This is a genomic window from Caballeronia sp. ATUFL_M2_KS44, assembly GCF_023630965.1.
Lineage (GTDB): Bacteria > Pseudomonadota > Gammaproteobacteria > Burkholderiales > Burkholderiaceae > Caballeronia > Caballeronia concitans.
This window is the reverse complement of sequence record NZ_JALQEA010000020.1, coordinates 13,032-39,225: the sequence shown is the minus strand read 5'-3', so window position 1 is coordinate 39,225 and position 26,194 is coordinate 13,032. Positions and strand designations below refer to the sequence as shown.

Here is a 26,194-nt window from a genome sequence, read left to right as displayed (position 1 = left end):
GGGAAGGGGGCGCCGCCGGTTCGCAAGACCGGCGGCGTTTTCTTTGCTGGCTATAATCGGCATCCGTCCTTTTGCTTCGGAATGTCCGCACGTGAACAAGCTCACAATCATCGCACTCGCATCGCTCCTGCCGCTCCTGTTCGCGGCCTGTTCTTCCGCCGAGAAAGAAGCGCAAGCGGCCCAGGGTTTCGCGCGCTCGCAGCAATCGCTCGAAGCGGCGCAGCGCAACGCGAGCGTCGAGTGCCGCGATGCCGCGCAATGCAATGCGATGTGGGATCTGACGAAGCGTTATATCGAGCAGAACTCGAATCAACCGGTGATTCGCGCGGATGCCGTCGCAATCGAAAGCGACGTGCCTTCGCGCTCGGGCAAGCCCGTGTATTCAGCCACGCGCGTGGCGAAGGGCGATGGCGCGACCATCTCGCTCTATGCGCAATGCCGCGGCATGTACGGCCCCGAAAGCGCGAAGGGTTCCGACTACGACGACTGCGCGAGCAAGATCATCGCGGTGCAGAACCGCTTCGCGAACTTCATTCAATCCGGCCGCTGACTAGCGTTCGAATGACGCGGACAATGCGCCGCGTGTGATGCCGTCGTCGCGCGTGTTGGCCGTTTCGCGCAACACGCGGACGAGGTCCTTCGACATCGCATCGACGTGAAAGCGCCGCATGAAAGTATCCAGCGCCTGCTCGCGCATGACCGATGCAGCGCGTGTGTCCATGCACAGCCAGGTCGATAGCGCGTCGATGGTGCCGTCGAGCGTATCGGATGCAACGATGCCGGCGCCGTCTTCTTTCACTTCGCGCCAGATGTTGACCTTGTCGGAGATGAGCACCGGCAGCTTCGATCCCAGCGCTTCCGCGACCGCGATGCCGAAGTTCTCCTGATGCGACGGCAACGCGAACACATCGCTCGTGCGGAAGGCGCCCCACTTGAGATCGCCCGTGAGCATGCCGGTCCACGTCGTGCGGTCTTCTATGCCGAGATCCTTCGCGAGCGTGCGCAGTTGCGCGGCCCATTCGCTATCGTCGGGGCCGGCCATGACCAGATGCGCGCGCGGATCGATATCGCGGACGGCGGCGAATGCTTTCAGAAGCAGATCGCATCCTTTCTTTTCGTGAATGCGGCCCAGGAAAAGAATCGCGCGCTTACCCGCGAGTTGCGGAAACTTCGCGAGAAATGCATTGCGCAACGCAGGCGAATCGGCGGGCGGCTGACGCGTGCCGAACGACACGACTTCCTCGTTCGCACGATAAAGCCTGAACGACTCGCGCGCGAGCAAGCGCTCTTCCTCTGTCGTGAAGAGCACGCGCCTCGCATCGCGCAGCACGCGATATTCGGCCCACGGCCAATAGACGCACTTCTTCAGATGCTTGAGCGGATACGTGCGCTTGAACCACGGATCGAGCATGCCGTGCGGAAACACGTAGTACGGCACCTTGCTGGCGCGCAGCGCCTTCCATGCGCCGAAGCCATGGTATTGCCACAGGCCGTTGACGATGATCGCGTCGAAGCGCGCGGCATGTTCGTGCAGCCACGGCACGAGGCGCGGGCATAGCCCGTAGAAGCCGCGCGACGGACCGAGCGCATGCAGGCGCAACCCGAATGCGCGGAGATAGGGCGCATCCGGCGCATCGAGCGATACGACTTCGATTTCATGGCCCATCGCCTGCATGCTGAGGCCGCTTTGCAGCACGCCTTCGGTGGGACCGCCCGCACGCGGATCGACGGTGGATAGCAGATGCAGAATTCTCATGACGCGACGCGTTCCGTTCTCGCTGGCTTCACGCGGACGGTGCGAGCGAACTCGCGCCCGACGGCGGCTCATTGTGACGTTCATACGTGATGCCCGGCGCTTGCGTTGCATGCGCGGGCAGCAGGTCCGACAGCGGCTCGTCATGTGCGTACATGTCCGGGCGCATGCCGGTGTATCGCCTTCTGAACGACGCCAGTTGCGATGCATGTTCCGCGCGCTTTCGCATGTTATGCGCGATACGTCCGAACGCCGCGACGAGAAGACCGAGTGCGACGCCGAACACGATGCCGGAGAAGCGATTGCCGAGCGGATTGCCGCCGACGGACGTCGCGGGCAGCGAAGCCACTACAAGCAGCGCGCGGCCGAGCACCGGCAGATACATCGCATCGGGTGAGCGGCGCCGCCATGAGCGATACGCCATCGAGCCGCGATACAGCGCCCACAACAGGGCAACCGGCAGCGCGATGCCGAACAGCAGTCCGCCCGCGAAGAACTGATAGACCCAGAAGTTATGGCCCGCAGCCCATTCCTTGATCGCGTAGAAATCCTTGCGCGTGAACTGGCCCGCGAGGTCCGGCAGGTAATCGGGCGAATAGCGATAGTCGTGGCCGTAGCCCTTGCCGACGAAGACCGAGAGCGTGTCCGACATCGTCTGGTCGTACTGGTCCTTCATTTCGGCAAGACGCGTGATGGTGGTCGGATCGCGGCCGGATTCCGTGGCTTTCGCGAACGACATGCGCTGCGACCAGTGTTCCGCGACGGCGGGGAAGAACGCAGCCGATGCGGCGACCATCGCGCCGAGCAGCGAAGCGATGAGGAGTGCGCGCAAGCCCGCCTTGAAGAGATGCTTCGGCGACGGCGCGGCGAGCCACGTCGCGAACACGAACAACAGCAGCGAGCCGACGAGCAGACTGCGCGTCACGCTCAAGAGCTCGATCACGACCGTCGCAAGAAAGAGCAGCACGGTGAACTTGGTGATGCGTTTCGCGACGACGAACTCATGCAGCAGCAGCCCTTGCAGACAAAGGAACGTGACCGACACGATGCGAAAGCGCACGTTCTCCAGGCCGCCGCCGGTCGCCATGCCGTAGGCGAAGCTGAATACGAGCGATGCGACCATCGACCAGAACATCGCGCGTTCGATCTGTTCGAGCCGCTGCGAATCCCACGGACGGCAAGCGACGAAATAGCCGAGCAGCATGAGCATGAACGGCAGGATCACGCGCATGTAATTGCCGGAGTCGTTTCCTTGCAGCACTTGCGTCGCGGCACTGCCGAGCACCGTGATGAGAAGGAGCGACGTGACGAGCGTGCGCAAGCGCGAGCGATGCGCAAAGCGCGGCGCGATCATCAATAGCGCGACGGCCGCGCCCATGGCGGGAACGGTGAGCAGAATCTGAATGGCCTTGCTGGCGGTTTCCGCGGCCTTGAAGTCGAATGCGAGCGGAAGCAGAAAAAGCCAGATCCAGACGACGGCGAACTTGTTGCGCATGGCGTTCTCTTTTAGATGGCGTCGCGGTGTGATGCCGCTGCGTGCCCTGGAAGCCTGGATTCGCGTGTCGTGAGCTTCGGATGAAGCTCGTGCGATGGTCCCCGGGTACCCCGTATTTGTGGGTCGAATATATCAGCGGCCAAAAGCGCTCGCGAAAGCGGCGGCGTTTAGCGACTAGCCTTCGGCGCGAATCGACGGATGGCCATGTGCGCCTCACCACGCTCGCTTCGAACGGTTCGCGCGTGTGTTGCCGAGGCCGCACAGCGAGTGTTGCGGTGTCGTTTAGGCGCGTGATTCTGGCGGACCGCGACAGCCGTCTGCAACGAACATTGGACTGCCGGAGAACCGGCGTGAGACCACGACAAATAGCGATGCGCGTGCGTGCGCCGATATGAGGAACCCGGGCGGCGAGGCATCCAACATAAACAAGACCTTCGCAGACAGGGGGAAGGCCATGAGCCTTTTCGGCGTGACACGCATGCCAGGACCCAATCGATCGATTGAACTCGATTTCATCCGGGGACTTGCCATCATCGCAGTGATGGGGTTTCACTTCCATTCGTATCCGACCGGCAGCGCGTTCGTTGCCGCCATCGAGTATCCGCTCAAGAACTTCGGTCACGAAGGCGTGAATCTGTTCTTCACGCTAAGCGGCTTTCTTGTCGGCGGCTTGCTGCTCCGGCAATACGCGCAGGAAGGGCGTATCGATGCCGGACGCTTCATCGTGCGCCGCATCTTCAAGATATGGCCCGCGTACTACGCGCTCATTCTGTTTCATGTGATCGTGGGGCGGCATCCGACCGATACGTTCCTCGTGCAGAACCTCACGCACATGCAGAACTACTTCGGCTCGTCGGTGGCGCAGACGTGGAGCCTTGCGGTCGAGGAACATTTCTATCTGTTCCTGCCGCTCTTGCTGATCCTGTTCTCGCGCTGGCAAACGCGCATCAACACGATACTCACGGTCCTCGGCGCGATCTGTCTCGCCGTGCTGATCGGGCGCAGCGTCGCGGTCTATAACGGCGATCTCGAAGGCACGTTCTTCTATACGCAATACCGCATCGACAGCCTGCTCTTCGGCGTGATGCTCGCCGCGATCTATTGGCTCAAGCCCGGCGTGTATCGCGGCATTGCGCAGAGAAAGGGCCTGTTGATCGCGGCGGTCGCGGGCCTCGTGCTGTGGCTCGTGTTCGGCACGCGCAATGCGTCGGTCGATCAAAGCATCGGTTATACGGTGCAGGCCATCGGCTATTGCGCGTTGATCGTGCTCACGGTCGAGTATTCGGGACGCATTCGCGAGTCGATCGTCTATCGCGTGATCGGGTGGATCGGCGTGTATTCGTATGGCATCTATCTGTGGCATTCGCTTGCGCTCGCACCGGGCGACATGCTCATCCGCAAGGCGGCCGCGTGGCATCTGCCGGCCATTCCCGCGTGGGGCGCGATCATGCTGGCGCAGTTCGCCATTGCAATCGTGGTGGGCTATGTGACGACGCGCGCGATCGAGTTCCCGTTCCTGCGCATTCGCGATGCGTTGTATCCCGCGAAGCGCAAGGCCGAAGTGCCGGAAGTGGTGGAGGTCGCGGGGCGGCAGGCGTGATGCACAAAGAATAAAGCCCGTTCCTGCGCTTATCGCAGGAACGGGCTTTTATCGTTTCCAGATCACGCCATCGCCTGACGCAAGGTTTCCTTGAACTGCGTGAGCGTATTGCGTTCGAGCAGATGCCCTTGAACGAGCGGTTGCGTGCTTCGCGCGAGCACATCGTCGAGTGCGCGATTGATGGATGCGGGCGTCAGATCGTCGATGACCGGGCCCAGATCGCCCGTGCGGCAGAACCATCCGATGAGGCCATCGGCTGTCGCAACCACGGGCTTGCCGAAGCGGAACGCCTGCACGAGCACGCCGCTCATGCCGTAGTGGCCTTTATAGCCGAGCCACACGACATCGCAGGCGGAGAACAGGTCCAGCTCCATCTCGCTCGGAATGAAGCGATCCATCACGACGGGCGCGGCTTTGAGCTTCTTCACCGCCGCTGCCAGCAAGTCGCGCGCATCGTCGTCCTGCTTGCCCGCGATCACGAGCGTGGGCGCGCGTGCATCGCCATTGCGCGCGGCGAGCGCATCGATCAGTTCGAACAGTCCCTTGCGATCGTTGATCGCGCCATACACGAGCACATGCTTGCCATCCGATAACCCGAGCCTCTGCTTCGCCGCCGACGGCTCCGCCGCGTGCGCATCGGGGAACGGATCGGCGAGATAGTCGATGCTCGTGCCGCCCGCGTGATTCGCGTTGCGCTTCCACCAGTCGGGCAAGGTCGGGTCGATGGTCAGCAGCGTCTTCATGCCGCCCACGCGAACCGCGCGCGCGAAGAGCTTCGACTTCACCGCATTGACGAGCGGCCGGCGCGGCGCGCGCACGCCGACGAGATGATGATGGAAGTTCGAACGCATCGTGACGCCGACCCACGGCGTCTTGCCGAACGGCGAGCGCAGGAACGGCAGCGCGAGCAGGAAGTAATCGACATAAGGCACGACCACGAGCGCGACCTTGTGCTCGCGGCTCGCCATCGCATAGGCATGACGAAACTCCGCATGCGCGCGCATATAGCTGATGGATGCAAGCCCCTTGTGCCCGCCAAGCTCGGGCGGTGCAACGAGCGTGATGCCGAGCGCATCGCCGCCTGCTTCATGGATCTTCCTGACGAGCGGATGCGCGGCATTGCGCGGCGTGGTCACGATGAGGCATCGATAGCCCGCTTCCATGTACGCGTTCGCGGCCCATTCCGCATAGCGCCAGCGATGGCCGCTGAAATCAGGCTCGATGATGAGGACGGTCTCTTTCGCCATGAAGTTCGTACCCGGCATGTAGAAGTGAATTGAAGCATGGTCCATTGCGCGGACGGATGAACACTAACATCGCGCCAGCGTATCCAACGGCCACATTTCAGCCCTTATTCGCAACGCGCGATGTGGCCGAGGACACGTTGCAGCACGCGTCAACCCGCGATAACGCGCATGCCGGGCCGATATGCACTACGCGTTGTCGTCCGGAACATAGCCGGCCACGATACTTTTGCGACAGTCGCCTGAATACAAGCGTCGTCGTGCGCGCACCCGTCGTCCGGACATGGTGCATTGCGTGACGCGCAAGGTGCATCGCGCGCGATATAGACCTATCGCGCGCCACGAAAATCGAAAATGACAGCAGCGCGGGGAAATTGAGTGAGATCTGTCCGGCTATCTTTCTTGCCAGCACGCGCGCGCTTCGAGCACGACGCGGCGTTCTGGGTGCTCTTGCAACAAGTGGCGGTTCGCGGCTTCGTCGCCGTGAAGTTCCTGGCCATCGGCCGCATACTCGGCCCTGAAGCGATCGGCGCGGTCAGCATCGCGCTGCTCGCGGTGGCGATCGCCGAATCGTTGTCCGATACCGGGCTTGCACAGGCCGTCGTGCAGGGACGCAACGCGCCCACGCACGACGAACTCGGCGCGGTATGGGCGACGCTCGCCATGCGCGGCGTGTTGATCGGCCTTCTGATTGCCGCGCTCGCGCCGTTGATGACGAGCCAGTTTCATATGAGCGGCTCCATCGGCCTGATCCTGCTTGCAGCCGCATTGCCGATCGTGCGCGGCATCGCATCGCCCGCATACTTCATCGTGACGCGTCAGCGCGGCTTTCAGAAGCTCGCGGGCGTGGAGACATCGGCGGCGTTCACGGATTGCGCGGTGGGCCTTGCCTGCGCGCTCTCGGGCGCGGGCGCGTATTCGGTGCTGATCGGCCTCGTCGCGGGCGAGTTGCTGAAGACCACGCTTACGTGGACTGCCATGTCGCCGCGTCCGCCCGTTCGCTTTTCGTTCGCGGGCATCTCGCACTACGTCAATTTCAGCCGATGGATCTGGGCGGGCAGCGTCGTCAATCTGCTGCTCAATCAGTTCGACAAGGTCGTCGTCGCGAAGCTGCTCGGACCGGTGCAACTGGGCGCGTATCAGATGTCGTCGAAGCTCGCGCAGATGTTGCTTGCGGACGCGGCCATCGCCATGTCGCAGTATCTCTTTCCGACGTTCTCCGAGCATCATCGGCGTGACGTCGCGGGCGCGCGCAAGCTCTTTCGCCGCTATCTGCTGATCGCGGGCGCGGGCCTGACGGTGCTCGTCGTCGTGCTGCGCTTCGCCGCCGAACCGCTCTTCAATCTCGTGCTCGGACCGGCGTGGCTTTCGGCGGTGCCGCTCTTCAGGATCTTCGTCATCAACATGGCGATCGGCGCGGTCATCGCGGTGCTCGTGTCGTGGCTGCGCGCGGCGGGCATGCCGAAGGTCGCGACGCACGCGTCCATTCTTCAGGCCATCGTGCTGTGCGTCACGGTGCCTGTCGCCACGCATCTGTGGGGCGTGACGGGCATTGCATGGGCGATGACAGCGGGCCTCGGCACAGCCGCGGCGTGGATGCTCTACAAAAGCGTCAGGGAGGCGTAATGCGCATCATCCATCTCGTGCTCGCGCCGCGTCTTTCCGGTGCCGAAGTGCTCGCGAAAGACCTGGCGATTCATCAGCAGCGTGGCGGGCAGACGGTCGCGATCGCATCGCTCACGCCCGCGCACGACGACTTCACCGCGTTGCAGGCGGAACTCGTCGCGAACGGCGTGCAGTGTCTCTTTCCGGAGCGCAAGCCGGGACGCGTCGGCAAGCTGTGGAATCTCTATCGCACCATCAGCGCTTATCGTGCGGACGTGGTCTTCGCGCATGCGACGATCCCCGCGTTCTATGCGCGCATGTTGCCGCTCCCGGCGCCCGTCGTCTATGTGATGCATTCCGCCACCAACGACTTCGAAAGCGCCATGTTCAGGCGTGTCGAACGCATGCTGTCGCGTCGTGCGCGCGCGGTGATCGCGGTGTCGCCCGCCAATATCGATGACTACGTGAGCGCGGTAGGCCGCCATCCTTCGATGACGCTGATCCCGAACGGCGTGGACATGTCGCGCTTTTCGATGCGCGCGGGAAGCGGTGCCATGAAGGCGTCGAATCAGATCGTGCAGATCGGGCGCTACACGTCGGTCAAGAACCAGCTCTCGACGGTGCATGCGTTCGAACGCGTCGTCGCGCGCGTGCCGGATGCGCGGCTGCTGCTGTGCGGCGTGATCGAAGATCCGGCGTATCACGCGGCCGTGGGCGATCTCGTCGAGAAGCTCGGGCTGTCGAATAACGTGAGCCTGCAAGGGCCGCGTTCGGATGTCGCGGAACTGCTGTTTTCGTCGAGCGTATTCGCGATGCCGTCGCGTTCGGAAGGACACAGCATCGCGTTTCTGGAAGCGCTGGCGTCCGGCGTGCCGGTGGTCGCGAGCACGATCCGCCCGTTCGCTTTCGCAGCGGACTTCCCCGGCGTGCATCTCTGCGATCCCGACAATACCGCCGCTTACGCCGATGCGCTCGTCGCCGCGCTCACGCAACCGCGCGCGCACAGGCCGCTCAACGGCCTCACGCTCGCCGATACGGCCGCGCGCTATCTCGCCGTCGCGCGTGACGTGGTGCGCGGCGTGCCGGACACGGCGCCTGCCTGAAGCATCGAGCGGCAAGTTCTACACGTCACATGCTTGTCATCGCATGCGCCAGCGAATCAATGCTGGCGCATGCGCCGTTTTTCGCGTATCAAAGAGAAGGCTGCAGCCCCTCATGGAAGGAGACCCCATGTCCGACATGCTCAGCATCTCGACGCCCGACGGCGATTTCGACGCTTACGTGGCCTACCCCGCGCAGACGCCTGCGCCCGCGGTCATCGTTCTTCAGGAGATATTCGGCATCAACGCCGACATGCGCGAGACCACCGATGCGTACGCGCGTCAGGGTTATGTCGCGCTGTGCCCGGACCTGTTCTGGCGGCTCGAACCGAACGTGAATCTGACGGACCGCACCGAAGCCGAATGGCAGCAGGCGTTGAAGTACTACAACGCCTTCGACCTGAATACGGGCGTCGAGGATATCGCGGCGACCATCGGCTTTGCGCGCGGGCTATCGCAAGTGCAGGGGAAGATCGGCTCTGTCGGCTTTTGCTTGGGCGGACTGTTGTCGTTTCTGACGGCGGCGCGCACGGATGTCGATGCATCGGTGTCGTATTACGGCGGCGGCACGGATCAGCATGTGAGCGAAGTGCCGAACATCACGATTCCGTTGCTCATTCATCTCGCCGAAGAAGACGAGTTCATCGATGCCGATGCGCGCAATCGCGTGCTTTCCGCCATCAAGGGACGCAGCAATATCGAGGCGTACACGTATCCCGGCTGTCATCATGCGTTCGCGCGCAATCAGGGCGCGCATTACGATGCCGCCGCCGCGCAACTCGCCAATGGCCGCACCGCCGATTTCTTCGCAAAACACCTGAAATAAGGGGTGAAATGAAAACGCCGCCCGATAAGGGCGGCGTCGGTCATGCGAAGGAACGCGTTATTTCTTCACCGTGTGCGGTCTGCGAAACACCATCCAGCGCGGCACCTTGAAGCGCACGATGCTCACATACAGCCACACGTACGTGGCCGCGAACACCACGACGAAGCAGAAAAGATGCACCGTATGCCGCCAGAACAGCGTCGCCGGAATGACCGCGATCAGGCATAAAAGCCATAGATAGGGCGACGTCAGCGAATTGCGGCGCGTGATTTCACGCGCGTTCTGCGCACCCACGGCCCAGCGCATCAGCCGCTTGTAGACCAGCATATGCAGGTGCACGCCATCCGGAATGCCGGGCGACATGCCGCGAATGAACTTCTTGCGATAGATCGAGAAGCACGTCTCGAAGATCGGATACATGAAGAGCAGCACCGGATACCACGCGGAGACATCGCGATTGCGCATCACGAGCATGATCGACAGTTCGGCCAGCATGAAGCCGACGAAGTACGCGCCGCCATCGCCGAGAAAGATGAGGCCCGCCGGAAAGTTCCAGATGAAGAAGCCCATGACCGCGCCCATCATGATGAGCGATCCCGACAGCACGACCGGATCGTGCACCTGGAACGCGACATACGCGAGCGAGGCGAACATCATGAACGTGACCATCGATGCCAGGCCGTTGAAGCCGTCGATGATATTCACCGCGTTGGCCAGCGCCGCGACCGCGAGCACCGTCACCGCGCATGAAATGATCGCGTAGGAGAGCAGGAAATCGAGCGGCGGCACGCTGATGCGCGTCACCGCGATGCCCAATAACGCATACGCAAGACCGGCGGCGGCCATCGTGCAGACGAGACGCACGAGCGGCGTCACGCGCTTGGTCAGGTCTTCGAAAAGTCCGGAGAGAAACGCCGGCATGCCGCACGCGATGACGCCGAGAATGCCGGCCGCGACGAGCGGATAACTCCATCGCAACTGCACCGCCGATGCGGTCAGCCCGCACAGAATGCCGACACCGCCGATGCGCGGCACGGGCCGCGCGTGAAACTTCTGCACGCCGGCGAGATCGGTGTCGCCGAGCACGCCTTCCTGCAAGTGTGCGAACCGCACGATCAACAAGGTCACGACGAGCGAGACCAGAAAAGCAAGCGCGAAACTAAGCATGAAAAATGGACCGGTTGATGACAGCGCCCGGCGTTCGTCGAAACGAACGGCGATGCCGGGCGCGGCGCGACTTTAAGCGAACCCTTGCGGATTCTGCGACTGCCAGCGCCAGTGATCGGCGCACATGCGTTCGATGCCGTGCTCCGCGAGCCAGCCGATCAGCGACGCAGCGGCGCTCGGATCGGCGTAGCAGGCGGCGACATCGCCCGGACGGCGCGGCACGATTTCGTAAGGCACGGGTTTGCCGGACGCGCGCTCGAACGCCTTCACGACATCCAGCACACTATAGCCTTGCCCCGTGCCGAGATTGACGACGAAGCTGCGATCGAGCCGTTTCAGCGCGTCGATGGCGGCGATATGCCCGCGCGCCAGATCGACCACGTGAATGTAATCGCGCACGCCGGTGCCGTCGTGCGTATCGTAATCGCTGCCGAAAACGCGCAGGCGCTCCAGCTTGCCGACCGCCACTTGCGCGACGTAAGGCATGAGGTTGTTCGGCACGCCCGCCGGATCTTCGCCGATGAGACCGCTTTCGTGCGCGCCCACCGGGTTGAAATAGCGCAGCGTCGCGATGCGCCACGACGGATCGGACACTTCGAGATCGCGCAGAATCTGCTCGGCGATGAGCTTCGACTGGCCGTACGGGTTCGTGGCCGACAGCGGGAACGATTCGTCGATCGGCACCGATTGCGGCACGCCATACACCGTCGCCGACGAACTGAACACGACGTTGCGCACGTTGCGCTCGCGCATGACGCCGAGCACCGCGAGCAGGCTGCCGATGTTGTTGCTGTAGTAGTCGATCGGCTTCGCGACCGATTCGCCCACCGCTTTCAGCGCGGCGAAGTGAATGACGCCGGTGATCGCGTGCGCGTCGAAGATGCGGTTGAGCGCGGCTTCGTCGCGTGCGTCTTCCTGATAAAACGTCACGCGCTTGCCCGTGATGCGCTCCACGCGCTTCAGCGATTCGGCGCGGCTGTTGACGAGATTGTCGACGACCACCACGCCGTAGCCTGCATCGAGCAATTCCACGCACGTGTGCGAGCCGATGAAGCCCGCGCCGCCCGTGACGAGGATAGTGCCCTTCGTAATGTCGTTCATTCGTGTGTTCTCCGGGACGCCCAGATCAAAGTGAAATGCCGGTAATGGCGTGTATTGTGCTCTTGTATCGTTCGACGACGTTCTTCTCGTCGAATTCATGGGCGACTTTCTCGCGGCCGCGCAGCGCCATCGCTTCGCGCGCTTCCATCGGCAGCGTCATCATGCGTTCGAGTTGCTCCGTCAGGCTGTCCGCGCTCTTCACTTCGCACAGCAAGCCGTTGACGCCGTGCTCGACCACTTCGCGGCAGCCGGGCACGTCGGTGGCGACGATCGGGCGGCCCATCGCGGAGGCTTCCATCAACGTGCGCGGCACGCCTTCGCGATACGACGGCAGCACCACGCAATCCGCCGCGGCGACGAGCGGGCGCACGTCGTTCGCTTCGCCCAGATACTCGACGATATTCTCGCGCTCCCATTGCTCGACATCCGTGCGGCTGATCGCGCTGGGATTATCGACGCCCACGGGTCCGAGCAACTGAAAGCGCGCGTGCGGATAACGCTGACGCAATCGCCGCGCCGCTTCCACGTATTCGGCCACGCCCTTGTCCCACAGCAGCCGTCCGATCAGGATGAACACGAAGTCCTCGCGGCGCGGCAAAGGTTCGAGCGCGAATTCATCGAGATCGACGCCTTCGCCATGCAGGCGTCGCGCGCGATCGGGATGCGCGAGCAGATTTTCATCGACGAAAGCCTGATGGTCGTCGCGATTCAGGAACCACACTTCGCGCGGAAAGCGAAACGCGAAACGATAAAGCCGCTTGGCAACCTGCGCCGTGCGGCTCTTTTGAATGAACACGTAGCCCAGGCCCGTCGTCACCGCGATGGACGGCACGCGCGCGAGCATCGCGGCAAGCGAGCCGTAGATGTTCGGCTTGATCGTGTAGTGAAAGACGAGATGCGGACGCGTCGCGCGATATTCGCGGTAGAGCGCCATCATCGTCTTCAGGTCTTCGCGCGGATTCGTTCCTTTCGACGCCACCGGCAATTCGACGCAACGGCAGCCCATTTCGATGAGCGGTTCGAACGTGCGATCGCGCGGCGCGATGATCGTCACTTGCGCGCCCTGTTGCGTGAGCATGCGCAACACGCCGCGCCGGTACGTGTAAATGGCCCAGGCCGTGTTGCACACGAGGGCGATGCGTAGGCTGGACTTTCTGTTGTTCATCCGGTGTTTTTCGTTTTAGCGCGATGCAGCTTTGAAGAGCTTCGCCTTGACGGCGCTCAGCGCGCGATAAGGCAGCAGCAAATGCGCGATGCTCTTGACGACGCCGATCCAGTCGAGCGGATTCGCCGCACGGAAGTAACGCAATTGCAGGCGCAGCGTTGACAGCGTTTGCGTCCGGCGCTTCGTCGCGCTGATGCCGCCTTCGTTCAGTTCGTAGTAAAGGCCGAATTCCGGCAGATTCGCGCCGTCGTGACGCGTCATCAGGCGCAGCAGCAGATCGAGGTCTTCGGCCGCGCGATATTCCGCGCGATAGTTGCCCACTTCACGCACCGCATCGACACGCAGCATCAACGAAGGATGCGCGAAGCACGAACGCGCGAGCATCGCGCGGCGAATGGCGGCGGGATCGGTGGGCGGCGTGAGATCGAAGAGCGGGGCGCCGTTCATCGCGACCACATGCGTCCACATGCCGACGACCGCCACGCGCGCATGTGCTTCGAGATACGCGCGCTGCTTCGCGAGACGGCCGGGCGTCGCGAGGTCGCCCGCGTCGATGCGCGCCGCGTAACGCACGCCGCGTTCGGCGAGCGCATCGATGCCCGCCTGCAATGCACGCTCGATGCCAACGTTCTTCGCCATGCGCACGATCTCGATGTCGAGGCCGTCGATTAAAGGCGCGACGATCGGCGGCGTGCTGCCGTCATCGACGATCACGACGCGCACCCGCGACGCTTCCCTGAACGATGCGAGCGTGCGTTCAACATCGGCCTGGCCGTTGAACGCGGGCATCAGGACGGCGACATCGGAGAGATCAGTCATGCGCGCAGCCGGAAACGAATGTAGTAGAAGTTGACCGATGCCGCCGCGACATAGCCCGCCGCCAGTCCGATCAGCGCGCCATAGCCGTTCAAGCGCGGAATGGCGAACATGTTCACCGCGAACGCGACCGCGAGCGCAAGCAGCCACTTCGAAAGCAGCACGTAGCGCGCTTGATACTTGAGCAGCACGAGATTGCCGATCGCCTCTATCCCGGCGGGCACCGAAAGCCACACGGCCCAGCGGAAGATGTCCGTTGCGCCCGCATAGTTCGGCCCGAACACGCGCGCGATGATGAAGCCGCCGAGCGCATCGAGCACGGCCGCGCCCGCGATCATCAGCGCGGCGGTCATCGCGAAGAGGCGCAGCAGATTGCGCCTGAGTTGCGCGGTTTCCGTCACGCGATAAACGAACGCGGGCGCGATGGTTTGCGACAGCATCAGCGCGAGCGCGATCCAGTTTTCGTTGAGCTGCTGCGCGGCGGAATAAAGCCCGAGTTCGGCGAACGATACGCGATGCGCGAGCATCAAACGGTCGAGCTTCAGGAACAGATACATGCCGATGAGGCCGATCCAGAACACCGTGCCCGCGCTCGCGAAATGTTTGAAGAGCGTGCGGTCGAAGCGCCAGCCGAGCGCACCGCCGTGCCGCCGCATGTAATAGAACACGAGCGCGCCGGCAATGGCGGCTGCTTCGAGCGCCCACAGCCAGCCGAAGCTCGCCGCGCCCGCCGCCATGCGGACGAGCGCATACACGAGCGCCGCCTTGACGATGGCCGTCGTCATGCTCGCGATCAACTGCGGCTTGCTGTACGTCATGCTTTGCAGCCACGCGTTGATCACGCCGATGAACGGCTCGCGAAACAGCATGGTGACGGCGAGTCCCGCGAGCATCGCGCCGACGACGGGATCCGTGCCGCCGAGTCCGATCCACGCCCATGTCAGAAGCAGCGCGATGATCGACACGCCCATGCGCAACACGAACGCGCTGCCGAGCACGGCGCCGGTTTGCGCGGGCGGTTTATCGACGATGGTGGGAACGAGAATCTCCGCGCCGCATACCCATGTGATCGGCGCGATGACGAGCAGCAGCGTGTTCGCGTATTGCCACTTGCCGAACGCGTCGGGGCCGAGATAACGCGCAAGCAGACCCGAAATGACGATGGCCACGGCGATCTGCGTGAGCCGTTCGAGTCCGAGCCAGACGATGTTCGCGAGCGCGCGTGCGACGTCCGGATTGCCCGAGCGCGTGAGCACCTTCATGCGCGCGTGTCCATTGCGATGCCGGGCACGCGGCGTGCTACCGGAACCTGTTCGCCATGCTGCGCGTTGCGTAACAATTTCGCGCCAAAGATCGATTTATGTGCGGTTGCGCGCGAAGGCGACTCATTCGTCGGCCTGAAGGCGAAAGAGCGTTTGGGCATTGGATTAGAATTGAATGCGCAGGCTTGAATCGCGACGCGCAACATCGAAAGCGCTGAAAGACAGCGATTATAAGTGCGAACCGAAGCCCGCCCTTCGCTCGAGCTTTCAACGTTTCGTTGGCAGTTCGCGATGGTTCGACGCTCGACCCATGAGCCTCGCAGTCGTTCGCGCGCATGTTGGCGAAGTCGGGCGCGCTCATCTCGCCACGACTTGCCACGCCCTTATGGCTGCATCGCCGAGAATTCATCAATTAATACAGAAGAGGTAGCCATCTTATGAGCCAGGTATCCCAGTCCATTTTCAAGGCTTATGACATTCGCGGCATCGTCGGCAAGACGGTCGACAAGGATGTCGCGAAGAGCATCGGCCGCGCATTCGGCAGCGAGATTCGCAAGCAGGGCGGCGACTCCGTCGTCGTGGCGCGCGATGGCCGCCTGTCCGGTCCGGAACTCGTCGGCGCGCTGGCGGACGGCCTGCGCGAAGCCGGCGTCGATGTGATCGATATCGGCATGGTGCCGACGCCCGTTGGTTATTTCGCGGCGAGCGTGCCGCTGCCGCTGCCTTCGGGCGAGCGTCGCGTGGATTCGTGCATCGTCGTGACGGGCAGCCACAATCCGCCCGACTACAACGGCTTCAAGATGGTGCTGCGCGGCGCGGCCATTTACGGCGAGCAGATCCAGAGCCTGTATCAGCGCATCGTCAATAACGACTTCGAATCGGGCGAAGGCAGCTATACCGAATTCGACGTGTCGCAGATCTATCTCGACCGCATCGTCTCCGACATCAAGCCGGTGCGTCCGATGAAGATCGTCGTCGATACGGGCAACGGCGTCGCGGGCGGTCTCGCGCCGCGTCTGTTCAAGGCGCTCGGCTGCGAACTCGTCGAACTGTTCACGGACATCGACGGCAACTTCCCGAACCATCACCCGGACCCGGCGCATCCCGAGAACCTTCAGGACGTGATCAAGGCGTTGAAGGAAACGGACGCGGAAATCGGCTTCGCGTTCGATGGCGACGGCGACCGTCTCGGCGTGGTGACGAAGGACGGCGAGGTGATCTTCCCGGATCGCCAGTTGATGCTGTTCGCGCAGGAAGTGCTGTCGCGCAACAAGGGCGGCCAGATCATTTATGACGTGAAGTGCACGCGCAATCTCGCGAAGTGGGTGCGCGAGCAGGGCGGCGAGCCGGTGATGTGGAAGACGGGCCACTCGCTCGTGAAGGCGAAGCTGCGCGAGACGGGCGCGCCGCTCGCGGGCGAAATGAGCGGCCACGTGTTCTTCAAGGACCGCTGGTACGGTTTCGACGACGGCCTGTACACGGGCGCGCGCATGCTCGAAATCCTTTCGCGCGTGGACGATCCGAGCAAGCTGCTCAACGATCTGCCGAACTCGCTCTCGACGCCCGAACTGCAACTGAAGCTGCAGGAAGGCGAGAACTTCGAGCTGATCGGGCGTCTGCAGAAGTCGGCGAAGTTCGAAGGCGCGGACGACGTGCTGACCATCGACGGCTTGCGCGTGGAGTATCCGGACGGCTTCGGTCTCGCGCGTTCGTCGAACACGACGCCGGTCGTGGTGATGCGTTTCGAAGCGGACAGCGAAGAAGCGCTGAAGCGCATTCAGGAAGATTTCCGCCGCGTGATCCTGGCGGAGAAGCCGGACGCGCAATTGCCGTTCTAAGGTTTGACGAGTGAAGAAGCGGCGCGACCGGAAGGTAGCGCCGTTTTTTATTGCGTGGCGCGCCGGCGAGCCGCGCTAAAATCCCCGCTTCCCGTTCTTTCTCCACGCGCGATCCGCGCCTTCCCACACAGCGTGCAAAAGATCCTGATCGTCCGCGTGTCGTCGCTTGGCGACGTCGTTCACAACATGCCGGCCATCGCCGACATTCGCCGCCGTTATCCCGATGCGCAAATCGACTGGCTCGTCGAAGAGAGTTTCGCGAGTCTCGTCGAACTGGTCGATGGCGTGCGCCGTGCGATTCCGTTCTCGCTGCGCCGCTGGCGCAAGGGCTTCGCGTCGGCGGCCAACTGGCGCGAGATCGGCAAGTTCAGGCGCGAACTCGCCGCCGAGAAATACGATCTCGTGATCGACTGCCAGGGGCTCATCAAGACCGCGTGGGTCGCGAGCTGGGCGCGGGGGCCGCTCGTCGGGCTCGCGAATCGCACGGACGGCGCGGGCTTCGAATGGCCCGTGCGCTTCTTCTATGACCGCCGCGTGCCGATCGAGCCGCGCACGCATGTCGTCGAGCGCACGCGCCAGCTCGTGGCCGCGGCGCTCGATCTGCCGCGCCCGCAGATGACCGACGACATCGACTTCGGCATCGACACGCGCCGCGCGACGCTCGCCGTGTCCGCGCTCGGGCTGAATCTGCCGGTGCCGTATGTCGTGTTCGTTCACGCCACGTCCCGCGCCGACAAGCAATGGCCCGAAGCCGCGTGGATCGAACTGGGGCAGGCGCTCGTCACGCGCGGGGCATCGATCGTGCTGCCGTGGGGAAGCGACGCCGAACGCGCGACGAGCGAGAAGCTCGCGAAGGAGTTCGGCGCGGCCGCCATCGTGCCGCCGAAGCTCTCGCTGCCGGCGGTCGTCGGATTGATCGAGGGCGCGGCAGCGACTGTCGGCGTCGATACGGGCCTCGTGCATATTGCCGCAGCGCTGAAACGCCCCACCGTCGAGTTGTACAATTTCTCGACCGCATGGCGCACCGGCGGCTACTGGTCGCCGAACGTGCTCAATCTCGGCGACGCGAGCCGGCATCCGACGCTCGCCGAAGTCAAGGCCGCGCTCGCGGGTTTCGGCCTGCTTTGACGTTTCGATGCCTTGACGCGTAGCGCCGTGCGCGAGCCCACTCAAGTTCGAAGGCACATGACGGAATCTCAAATCATCGAAGTCGCTTCATGCGACTGGCAGGGCAAGAACCTGTCCGTACCGCGCGAGACGCTCCTCGCCGCCGTAGAAGACGGCAAGGTCCTCTATTTTCCCAATCTGCGTTTCGCGATCGAAGGCGGCGAGCAGGCTTTGCTCGACCCCAAAATCGCGGACCCGAAGCGCAAGAACATCAGCCTCGCGCCCAACGGCGGCGCGCTCAACGGCGTCATGGGCGACAACGTGATGCAGTCGGCGGTGCGCTCGCTCATCGGCCGGTATCAGACGAATGCGCGCACGCTCGTCGACGGCCTCTTTCCCGAATACGACGGCAAGCTGCGCGTCGCGCCCACGAGCCTGCGGCTGCATCAGGTGGAAACGCGCGAGACGTCGTGGCGCAAGGACGACAGCCGCCTGCACGTCGATGCGTTCCCGTCGCGTCCGAACTACGGCGAGCGCATTCTGCGCGTCTTCACGAACGTGCACCCGAACGGCACGCCGCGCGTGTGGCGCGTGGGCGAGCCGTTCGAGGACATGGCCAAGCGCTTCTTGCCCGCCATCAAGGCGCAGGCGCCGGGATCGGCGTGGCTCATGAACCTGCTGCACATCACGAAGACGAAGCGCAGCGAGTACGACCATCTGATGCTGCATCTGCATGACGCGATGAAGGCCGATCTCAATTATCAGAAGTCGTCGCCGCAGGAGACGATGCCGTTTCCGCCCGGCTGCGTGTGGATCTGCTTCTCGGATCAGGCGTCGCACGCGGTCATGTCCGGCCAGTTCATGATGGAGCAGACGTTCTTCCTGCCCGTCAAGGCGATGGCGCGCCCGGATCACGCGCCGCTCGGCATTCTCGAGCGCCTGAAGGGCAGGGCGCTCGTTTGAGCGGCGCTGCATCCGCGCCGGCGGCGCCGTTCTCGGCTGTCGTGCTGAGAGCGATCTATCGCGCGATGTGGTGGATCGTCGCGCCGCTTGCCGTGCTGCGGCTCTACATCCGGTCGCGCAGGGAGCGGGGGTATCGCGAGCATATCGGCGAACGATTCGGACGCGGCCCCGCGCGCCGCCCCGACGATCTCGCGCCGCTCATCTGGGTGCACGCGGTGTCGGTGGGCGAAACGCGCGCCGCGCAGCCGCTCATCGAAGCGCTGATGAAAGCGCATCCCGATGCGCGAGTCCTCATCACGCACATGACGCCGAGCGGCCGCGCGACGGGCATCGACCTGTTCGGCGACCGCGTTCTGCGCAGCTATCTTCCCTACGACCTGCCGCATCTCGTGCGGCGCTTCCTGCGCGCGTGGCGGCCGTCGCTCGGCATCGTGATGGAAACGGAAGTCTGGCCGACGCTGATCGACGAATGCAAACACGCCGACGTGCCGCTCGTGCTGACGAACGCGCGGATGTCGGAGCGCTCGTACCGGCGCGCGGCGCGTTTCGGGCGCGCGGTGCGCGAAGTGTTCGGCGGCTTCACGCGCGTGCTCGCGCAGACGCCTTCCGACGCGCAACGGCTGACCGCGCTCGGCGCGCGCAATGTCGCGGTGCTCGGCAATCTCAAGTTCGACATGACCGCCCCGCCCGAACTGGTGGCGCGCGGTCAGGCGTGGCGCGCGGCCATCGGCGATCGTCCCGTGTGGGTCGCGGCGAGCACGCGCGAAGGCGAGGAAACGCTCGTGCTGCGGGCGTTCGCCGCGCTGAACGTGCCGGATGCGCTGCTGATTCTGGTGCCGCGTCATCCGCAACGGTTCGACGAAGTATCGGCGCTGATCGCGGCGGCGGCCATGACGGGCGCGCGCCGTTCCGTCTGGGCGCCGAAGCCCGTCGCGGCAGGATCGGGTGCGGACGTGCCGGCGCGGTTGGCGTCGAACGTGCAGGTGCTGCTCGGCGATTCGATGGGCGAACTCGGCGCGTATTACGCGGCGGCGGATCTGGCGTTCATCGGCGGGAGCCTGTTGCCGCTCGGCGGGCAGAATCTGATCGAAGCGTGCGCGGCGGGCGTGCCCGTGCTGATCGGACCGCACACGTTCAATTTCACGCAGGCGACCAACGATGCCATCGCGGCGGGCGCGGCGTTGCGTGTCGACGATCCGCACGGTCTTGCGCGTGCGTTGCGCGAGTTGTTCGCGGACAAGCCGCGCCGGATCGCGATGAGCGAAGCGGCGGCGGCGTTCGCGGCGCGGCATCGCGGGGCGACGGAGCGGACGGTGAAGGTGCTGGGTGCGTTGCTGGAAGATCGCGAGACTTAAGCGCCGGATCGCACCATAGAGGATCGTCCCATCCATCCCCGTTTCGAAACGCCCGTACACTAGCGGTTCCGGACGACCGTCCGTCAAGCGAGGACCGCGCATGCCGACGATTGCCCTGATTGCCCTGACCATCGCGGTGACGCTCGTCGTCGTGCTGGTCATCGCGAACCTGTCGAGCGGCGAGAAGAAGATCGAGCACAAGATCGAACGGCTCTATCCGAGCGACGATCCGCAATTTCTCCGCTCCATGGGACTGCTGCTCGGGCCGCCCGTCGTCGGCGGCAACCGCTTCGACGTGCTCGTGAACGGCGATCAGATCTTTCCTTCGATGGCGGAAGGCATCCGCTCCGCGCGCCGCACCATCACGTTCGAAACCTTCATTTACTGGTCCGGCGGAATTGGCGAGCAGATTGCGAGTGCGCTCGCGGACAAGGCGCGTGAGGGCGTCGCGGTGCATGTGCTGCTCGATTGGGTCGGCTCGTCGAAGATGGACAAGCGCTATCTGCGCATGCTGCGCGAGGCGGGCGCCGAAGTCGTGCTGTATCACAAGCCGCACTGGACCGGGCTTGGCCGCATGAACGACCGCACGCACCGCAAGCTGCTCGTGATCGACGGACACATCGGCTTCACGGGCGGCGTGGGGATCGCCGATGAATGGACGGGACACGCGCAGGACGAAAAGCATTGGCGCGACACGCACTTTCGCGTGGAAGGTCCGGCGGTCGGGCAGATGCAGGCGGTCTTCATGGACAACTGGGTCAAGTCGACGGGCAATGTCCTGCACGGCCCGGATTACTTCCCGGAGATCGACGCCGCGGGCGACGGCCTCGCGCACATGTTCAGCAGCTCGCCCTCGGGCGGCAGCGACGACATGCAGCTCATGTATCTCATGGCGATCACGGCCGCGACGCATTCCATTCAGTTGTCGAGCGCGTACTTCGTGCCGGACAAACTGACGATCAACGCGATCGTCGAGGCGGTGAAGCGGGGCGTGAAGGTGCGTGTCATCACGCCGGGCAAGCGCATCGATACGCATACGGTGCGCGAGGCGTCGCGCGCGTGCTGGGGCGATCTGCTCGCGGCGGGCGTGGAGATGTTCGAGTATCAGCCGACGATGTTCCACTGCAAGGTGATCGTCGTCGATGAATATCTGGTGTCGGTCGGCTCGACGAACTTCGACAGCCGGTCGTTCAAGCTCAACGACGAAGCCAATCTCAACATCTACGATCGCGATTTCGCGCGTCAGCAGACAGCGGTTTTCGATCGCGATATCGCGCAGGCGAAACGCATCACGCTGGAAGACTGGCGCCGGCGTCCGCTGCGCGAAAAGATCGTGGATCGCGTCGTCGCGCTGCTGGATTCGCAGCTGTAGAGCGAGTCTTCACGCTCACGCGTGCCGCGCGTCGTTCCAAATGATGACTTCCTGCTGCGAATCAGGTCCATAGCCGATTTCGCTCGGCGCGTACGGCGTATTGAACGACGCTTGCCGCGCCAGCATCGGCGACGCGTCGTACACATGCGCGCACGTCGGATATATGTAGACGATAGTGAGGCGTTCGAGCGTGTGATCGGCAAGCGCAGCCTCGAACTTCTGCCGCATGACGCTCATGAGTTCCGCGCCGAACGGGTTGAAGAAGAACGCGACGATATCTTTCGAAGGAAAGGGCATGCGGGTCGCGTCGTCGACGAACGCGCGCATGGCCGTTCGTTCCGGAAAGCGGCGCGCGACGATCTGTGCGTTGCGGTTCGCAATATCGACGAGCGGCGCCGCGATGTCGTAGCCGAGGACAGCATCGAACGGGAATTCCGTCGCGACGATCATCGGCCGGCCCTTGCCGCAACCAATGTCGATGAACGTGCGTCCGCTTACGTCGCCAAGCTGATTCAGCGCGTGCCGGACAATGCTCGGCTGGCAGCCCATATAGGGAAGATTGCCGTTTTCCGGGCCATTGGTGCCTGTCACGGATTCGGGCGGATAAATGCCGCCGGTGTCGGTGCCGAGCGTGCGATCGATCGGATGAGTCCTGTAACAGCCGCTGTAGACGGCCCTCAGAATGGGCACCCGCTTGCCGTATTTGCGGATGGCCGAAACGAAAAGAAGGGTTTGTACTGAGTCCGGGAGCCGCGCGACCGCGCCGATCAAAGACCATTTCACCCGCCGCTTGATTTCCGCTTTGAACGTTGCGCTCGTATTCATAGATTCTCCACATTAATCGAAAGCGAACGATCATTTGTTCAGTTGAACAAATCGAACGCGCGTCGAAGGCCGGACGTGAAGATGCGGCACGAGAAGACCGATTCTAAACAGCTTGCCTTCGACGGATATGTGAAGCGGCGAACATATGCGGATTCTTTTCGTCTTGCATTGATGTGATTTTGTCGTTCAGCGGCCCTTGCGCTTTCTTTCCGAGCAAGGAGGAGGCAAGGGGCGCGGAGCGAGGCGTCGTGCCTCAAGGCTTCATTTATGGCCGCGCACCGGTTTAATGGTTCCAAACAGGCCATTCGCTTCTTCATTGGGGCCTGCCGAGAAGTAGAGCGTGTCCGAGTTCGAGTTGCGGCCGCCGCCCAGCGTGAGCGCCCACAAGCCGTCGATGGTCAGAGGATTGCCGTACACATCTTCCAGTTGATCGACGAACGTGCCGTCGTTGCTGAAGACATTGATCCGGCCATTGCCGAAATTGCCGACGAGAATCTTGCCGCTGAACGGGCCGAAATCGAACGATGCGCGCGTGACGCCCCACGGCGAATTAAGTGTTCCCCGGCTCGCGAAGCGACGCAACAGATGACCGTCGGTGTCGAATACATCGACGAAGCCGAGCCCGTTGCCCGCGACGTCGTCGTGCTTCTGGTCGTCCTGCTGGGCATAAGTGACGAAGAGATCGCCGTCGATATTGGCGATGCCGAACGGTGCAAAGCCCGCTGGCATATGCGGGTCCATGAAGCCGCCGTCTGTCGTCGCGCTCATATAGCGGCCGTTGGCGCCGCCGCTGGGTCCGAATACGTCGATGCGGCCCGAACGGAAATTCGTCGCAAAGAGAAAGAGGCCCTTCTTGTTGACGCCGAACGCGAGACCCTTGTAGACGGCATGATTCGCGACGGACGGAACGGCTGAATTGTCCACTGCGATCACGGCGTTGTTCGCCGGATTCAGTCCGCCCGCCCAGGCGGAAAGCGTGCCGTCTTCGGTCGCGAAGATAAACGCAGCGGGGATGGTCGTGCCCGGCACGAGGAATGCCGCCGAGGCGTTCCATACCATGCCTGTCGGCGCAGCAGGCGCTGGGTTCGGCGGATTATTGTGAAAGACCGCGCGGCACGCGCCCGCCGGTATGACATTGCCCGGCAACGGAATGACAACCTGTAATGACAGCTTCGTGCCTTCGCCGTCATACAGGGTGGAGCAGCCCGTGGCGTTGTCGTTCACCCAGAAAGGACTGCCGGCAGGACTGAACGCAATGCCCCAGGCGTTCTGCAACACGCCGTCCACTTTCGGGGCAGCGCCTGCCACATTCGAGACGAGCGGCGTGACGACATACGCATCGTCGTGGCCCGCATGAGCGGTCGTGAAACCGGCGGCAACGACCATTGCAACGGCTGCTTTCAGACATCCGGAGACATGAGACATGACACCCTCCTTGGTCCAATTTGATGAGGACCTGCTCTGTGAATTGGAGCTGGAGCAACGTAAACGGCCTTGACGTTCCCGAAATTCCAGCGGGACGCGACAAAGCAAATGGAAGGTGTTCGTGCTGCGGATTTTATTAGAACAGCTACATAAAAGAGGGAATGAATTCGAGCGTGCAATGCCTGGCGACCACGTTCAGCGGCCGCCAGCGGACCATCGTCCCATCAGACCGCCAACAACCCTTTCTTCTCGATGAAGGAAATCACTGCATCCAGCCCATCGAGGGCTTTGAGATTGCACATCACGAAGGGCCTTTCGCCGCGCATCTTTTTAGCGTCGCTGGCCATCACATCGAGATTCGCGCCGACATGAGGCGCAAGATCCGTCTTGTTGATGACGAGCAGATCCGACTTGGTGATGCCCGGGCCGCCTTTGCGCGGAATCTTCTCGCCGCCGGCGACATCGATCACATAGATGGTCAGATCGGAAAGCTCGGGGCTGAACGTAGCCGCCAGATTGTCCCCGCCCGATTCGATGAAAACGATATCGACATCCGGAAAGCGCGACACCATCCTGTCCACCGCTTCGAGATTGATCGATGCATCTTCGCGAATGGCCGTATGCGGACAGCCGCCCGTTTCCACGCCCATGATGCGCTCGGGCGGCAATGCGCCCGCCACGGTCAACAGGCGTTGATCTTCTTTCGTATAGATATCGTTGGTGATGGCGACGAGATCGTACTTGTCGCGCATCGCCTTGCAGAGCATTTCGAGCAGCGTTGTCTTGCCGGAGCCGACGGGCCCGCCGACGCCCACGCGCAACGGCGGCAGTTTCTTGGTACGGCGAGCGGCGGCGGAATAAGCGGGAGCGTTCATGCGATATCGGTTCGAATGCTAAAGCGAGTTAGGAACGAAAGAGCCGCGAATATTGCGACTCATGCCGCGCCGACAAAATGCCGAGTTGCGGCGCAAAGGTATTCACTTCATCGGGCGATGTAGCCAGCGCACGACTCACGGCTTCGTCGATAAGCGCGCGCAATGCAACGATGATCCGCTGCCCCGCGAGTTGTCCGAGCGGCACCGCTTTGAGCGCCGCGGCCGCCTGATTCTCTACCCAACTAAATGCATAAGCGGCGAGCGCGGCATCGGGCGAAGCATCGTGCGCGTATGCGGCGAACGCGAACGCCGTGGGCTGCGCGATGGGCTTCATCGCGGCGAGCGTTGCACGGCGTGCCGCATCGCCCCATTCGAGCGATGCGCACAGTTGCGCAAGCGACCATCCCATCTGCTCGGTTTCGCGCCGCAATTCAGCGGACTCGCGGCTCGCGATGTATTCGTCGTCGGCACGGGCGAGCGCGGCGGCATCGTGCGCGCGCCAGCGTGCCATCTGATGCGCGATGAACGGCAATTCCCCACGCGCGAGCACATGAGAAAGACCGCTTGCGATCCATTCGCGCGCGCTGTCGGCATCGTGAATGAAGCCGTGCTCGATCGCCGCTTCGAGGCCTTGCGAATAACTGAATGCGCCGATAGGCAGCGCAGGCGACGCGAGATGCAAGAGCGCCGTGAGTTCAGTCGTGCGCATGACCGTGATGATGGTGATGATCGTGCGAGTGGTCATGCGAATGATCGTGCCCGCACTGCGAGTGATCGTGGCCGTGATGCTCGTGATAAACCTTCTGCGCGAGCGCGTAGTCCTCGCTGAAGGTCTCGTCGTGTCCGTGCTTGTGGCCGCCGCCATATGCGCCCGTTTCCGGCTGAAACGGCTGCGATTCGCGTGTGACCGTCGCGCCGAGACGCTTGAGCATGTCTTCGAGCACGGCGTCGGCTTCGAGCTTCAGATGATCCGCATGCACTTCGACAGGCGTGTGCCGATTGCCGAGATGGTAAGCCGCGCGCATCAGCGTGAGCGGATTCACCGCGCGCACGACGAGCACGTCTTCGGCCGCCGCGATGACGCGCACGAAGCCGCCATCGTCGGCGACGAGCATGTCGCCATCCGCGAGCACGGTGCCGCGCGGCATCACGAGCGCGACTTCCTCGCCGTTATCCAGCGTGGCGGCTGCGCGGCTCTTGCAGCGCGCATCGAACGCGAGGGTCAGCGTGGGTGCGCGCTTGACGAGCACGGTGGCGAGTTTGGCGGTGAGGCGTTTGTCGATGGTACGCATGGAAACGG

The 26,194-nt window shown here is 63.2% G+C and carries 23 protein-coding genes; 10 read left to right on the top strand and 13 right to left on the bottom strand.

Translation table 11 applies throughout. The annotated features are described in order from the left end of the window. Positions 1 to 91 precede the first annotated feature (91 nt). Positions 92 to 550, top strand: coding sequence for a hypothetical protein (locus NCR39_RS10310; RefSeq protein ID WP_250452100.1), 459 nt, complete (start codon positions 92 to 94; stop codon positions 548 to 550). On the opposite strand, the gene NCR39_RS10305 is transcribed toward NCR39_RS10310, so the two are convergent. Beyond that, entirely contained in the window at positions 551 to 1,756 is a 1,206-nt protein-coding gene (locus NCR39_RS10305) for a glycosyltransferase (RefSeq protein ID WP_250452099.1), read from the bottom strand. It lies immediately after the preceding gene. Between the two features lie 28 nt (positions 1,757 to 1,784). Further along, on the bottom strand, positions 1,785 to 3,248 hold the full coding sequence (locus NCR39_RS10300; protein WP_250452098.1) for a hypothetical protein: 1,464 nt from the start codon (positions 3,246 to 3,248) through the stop codon (positions 1,785 to 1,787). Between the two features lie 454 nt (positions 3,249 to 3,702). Between NCR39_RS10300 and NCR39_RS10295 the strand changes: the two genes are divergently transcribed. Next, on the top strand, positions 3,703 to 4,848 hold the full coding sequence (locus NCR39_RS10295; RefSeq protein WP_502800201.1) for an acyltransferase family protein: 1,146 nt from the start codon (positions 3,703 to 3,705) through the stop codon (positions 4,846 to 4,848). 62 nt (positions 4,849 to 4,910) lie between these two features. Here NCR39_RS10295 and NCR39_RS10290 read toward each other — a convergent pair whose 3' ends face one another. Then, a complete protein-coding gene (locus tag NCR39_RS10290; RefSeq protein ID WP_250452096.1) occupies positions 4,911 to 6,095 on the bottom strand; it encodes a glycosyltransferase in 1,185 nt (394 codons plus the stop codon). A gap of 375 nt (positions 6,096 to 6,470) precedes the next feature. Here NCR39_RS10290 and NCR39_RS10285 point away from each other — a divergent pair, with 375 nt between their 5' ends. The 3 genes from NCR39_RS10285 to NCR39_RS10275 all read left to right on the top strand — a co-directional run bounded on the left by NCR39_RS10285 (position 6,471) and on the right by NCR39_RS10275 (position 9,623). Next, entirely contained in the window at positions 6,471 to 7,718 is a 1,248-nt protein-coding gene (locus NCR39_RS10285; protein WP_250452095.1) for an oligosaccharide flippase family protein, read from the top strand. After that, complete coding sequence (locus NCR39_RS10280; protein WP_250452094.1) at positions 7,718 to 8,800, top strand: glycosyltransferase family 4 protein; 1,083 nt, start codon at positions 7,718 to 7,720, stop codon at positions 8,798 to 8,800. The genes NCR39_RS10285 and NCR39_RS10280 overlap by 1 nt, the downstream gene beginning before the upstream one ends. A 127-nt stretch (positions 8,801 to 8,927) precedes the next feature. Further along, on the top strand, positions 8,928 to 9,623 hold the full coding sequence (locus NCR39_RS10275; RefSeq protein ID WP_250452093.1) for a dienelactone hydrolase family protein: 696 nt from the start codon (positions 8,928 to 8,930) through the stop codon (positions 9,621 to 9,623). A 57-nt stretch (positions 9,624 to 9,680) separates the two neighbouring features. Here NCR39_RS10275 and NCR39_RS10270 read toward each other — a convergent pair whose 3' ends face one another. The 5 genes from NCR39_RS10270 to NCR39_RS10250 form a co-directional block, all read right to left on the bottom strand. Then, positions 9,681 to 10,790, bottom strand: coding sequence for an MraY family glycosyltransferase (locus tag NCR39_RS10270; RefSeq protein ID WP_250452092.1), 1,110 nt, complete (start codon positions 10,788 to 10,790; stop codon positions 9,681 to 9,683). A gap of 72 nt (positions 10,791 to 10,862) precedes the next feature. Further along, positions 10,863 to 11,891 (bottom strand): UDP-glucose 4-epimerase GalE, encoded by a 1,029-nt coding sequence (galE, locus tag NCR39_RS10265; protein WP_250452091.1) that lies wholly within the window; start codon positions 11,889 to 11,891, stop codon positions 10,863 to 10,865. 25 nt (positions 11,892 to 11,916) lie between these two features. Further along, positions 11,917 to 13,056 (bottom strand): glycosyltransferase family 4 protein, encoded by a 1,140-nt coding sequence (locus NCR39_RS10260; protein WP_250452090.1) that lies wholly within the window; start codon positions 13,054 to 13,056, stop codon positions 11,917 to 11,919. Between the two features lie 15 nt (positions 13,057 to 13,071). Then, positions 13,072 to 13,875 carry a glycosyltransferase gene (locus NCR39_RS10255; RefSeq protein WP_250452089.1) on the bottom strand — a complete coding sequence of 268 codons (804 nt, stop codon included), beginning with the start codon at positions 13,873 to 13,875 and terminating at the stop codon, positions 13,072 to 13,074. After that, positions 13,872 to 15,134, bottom strand: coding sequence for an oligosaccharide flippase family protein (locus tag NCR39_RS10250; RefSeq protein WP_250452088.1), 1,263 nt, complete (start codon positions 15,132 to 15,134; stop codon positions 13,872 to 13,874). The genes NCR39_RS10255 and NCR39_RS10250 overlap by 4 nt, the downstream gene beginning before the upstream one ends. Positions 15,135 to 15,571: 437 nt before the next feature. Between NCR39_RS10250 and NCR39_RS10245 the strand changes: the two genes are divergently transcribed. From NCR39_RS10245 to cls, 5 genes are all read left to right on the top strand, one after another. Next, positions 15,572 to 16,972: a phosphomannomutase/phosphoglucomutase gene (locus NCR39_RS10245; RefSeq protein ID WP_250452087.1), complete on the top strand. Its 1,401-nt coding sequence runs from the start codon at positions 15,572 to 15,574 to the stop codon at positions 16,970 to 16,972. A gap of 186 nt (positions 16,973 to 17,158) precedes the next feature. Then, positions 17,159 to 18,100, top strand: coding sequence for a lipopolysaccharide heptosyltransferase I (waaC, locus tag NCR39_RS10240; protein ID WP_284507180.1), 942 nt, complete (start codon positions 17,159 to 17,161; stop codon positions 18,098 to 18,100). Positions 18,101 to 18,157: 57 nt separating this feature from the next. Beyond that, a complete protein-coding gene (gene kdoO, locus NCR39_RS10235) occupies positions 18,158 to 19,042 on the top strand; it encodes a Kdo hydroxylase KdoO (RefSeq protein ID WP_250452085.1) in 885 nt (294 codons plus the stop codon). A 41-nt stretch (positions 19,043 to 19,083) separates the two neighbouring features. Continuing rightward, positions 19,084 to 20,397, top strand: coding sequence for a lipid IV(A) 3-deoxy-D-manno-octulosonic acid transferase (gene waaA / locus NCR39_RS10230; RefSeq protein WP_250452324.1), 1,314 nt, complete (start codon positions 19,084 to 19,086; stop codon positions 20,395 to 20,397). A 100-nt stretch (positions 20,398 to 20,497) separates the two neighbouring features. Then, on the top strand, positions 20,498 to 21,769 hold the full coding sequence (gene cls / locus NCR39_RS10225) for a cardiolipin synthase (RefSeq protein ID WP_250452084.1): 1,272 nt from the start codon (positions 20,498 to 20,500) through the stop codon (positions 21,767 to 21,769). 15 nt (positions 21,770 to 21,784) lie between these two features. Here the strand turns inward: cls and NCR39_RS10220 are convergent, their stop codons facing one another. From NCR39_RS10220 to ureE, 5 genes are all read right to left on the bottom strand, one after another. Then, positions 21,785 to 22,594 (bottom strand): class I SAM-dependent methyltransferase, encoded by an 810-nt coding sequence (locus tag NCR39_RS10220; RefSeq protein ID WP_250452083.1) that lies wholly within the window; start codon positions 22,592 to 22,594, stop codon positions 21,785 to 21,787. 261 nt (positions 22,595 to 22,855) lie between these two features. After that, positions 22,856 to 24,019, bottom strand: a complete 1,164-nt coding sequence (locus NCR39_RS10215; RefSeq protein WP_250452082.1) for a TIGR03118 family protein — start codon at positions 24,017 to 24,019, stop codon at positions 22,856 to 22,858. 224 nt (positions 24,020 to 24,243) lie between these two features. Continuing rightward, a complete protein-coding gene (gene ureG, locus NCR39_RS10210; RefSeq protein ID WP_250452081.1) occupies positions 24,244 to 24,894 on the bottom strand; it encodes an urease accessory protein UreG in 651 nt (216 codons plus the stop codon). 28 nt (positions 24,895 to 24,922) lie between these two features. Continuing rightward, a complete protein-coding gene (locus NCR39_RS10205; protein ID WP_250452323.1) occupies positions 24,923 to 25,603 on the bottom strand; it encodes an urease accessory protein UreF in 681 nt (226 codons plus the stop codon). Then, positions 25,590 to 26,186, bottom strand: coding sequence for an urease accessory protein UreE (ureE, locus tag NCR39_RS10200; protein ID WP_250452080.1), 597 nt, complete (start codon positions 26,184 to 26,186; stop codon positions 25,590 to 25,592). The genes NCR39_RS10205 and ureE overlap by 14 nt, the downstream gene beginning before the upstream one ends. Between the last annotated feature and the right edge of the window lie 8 nt (positions 26,187 to 26,194).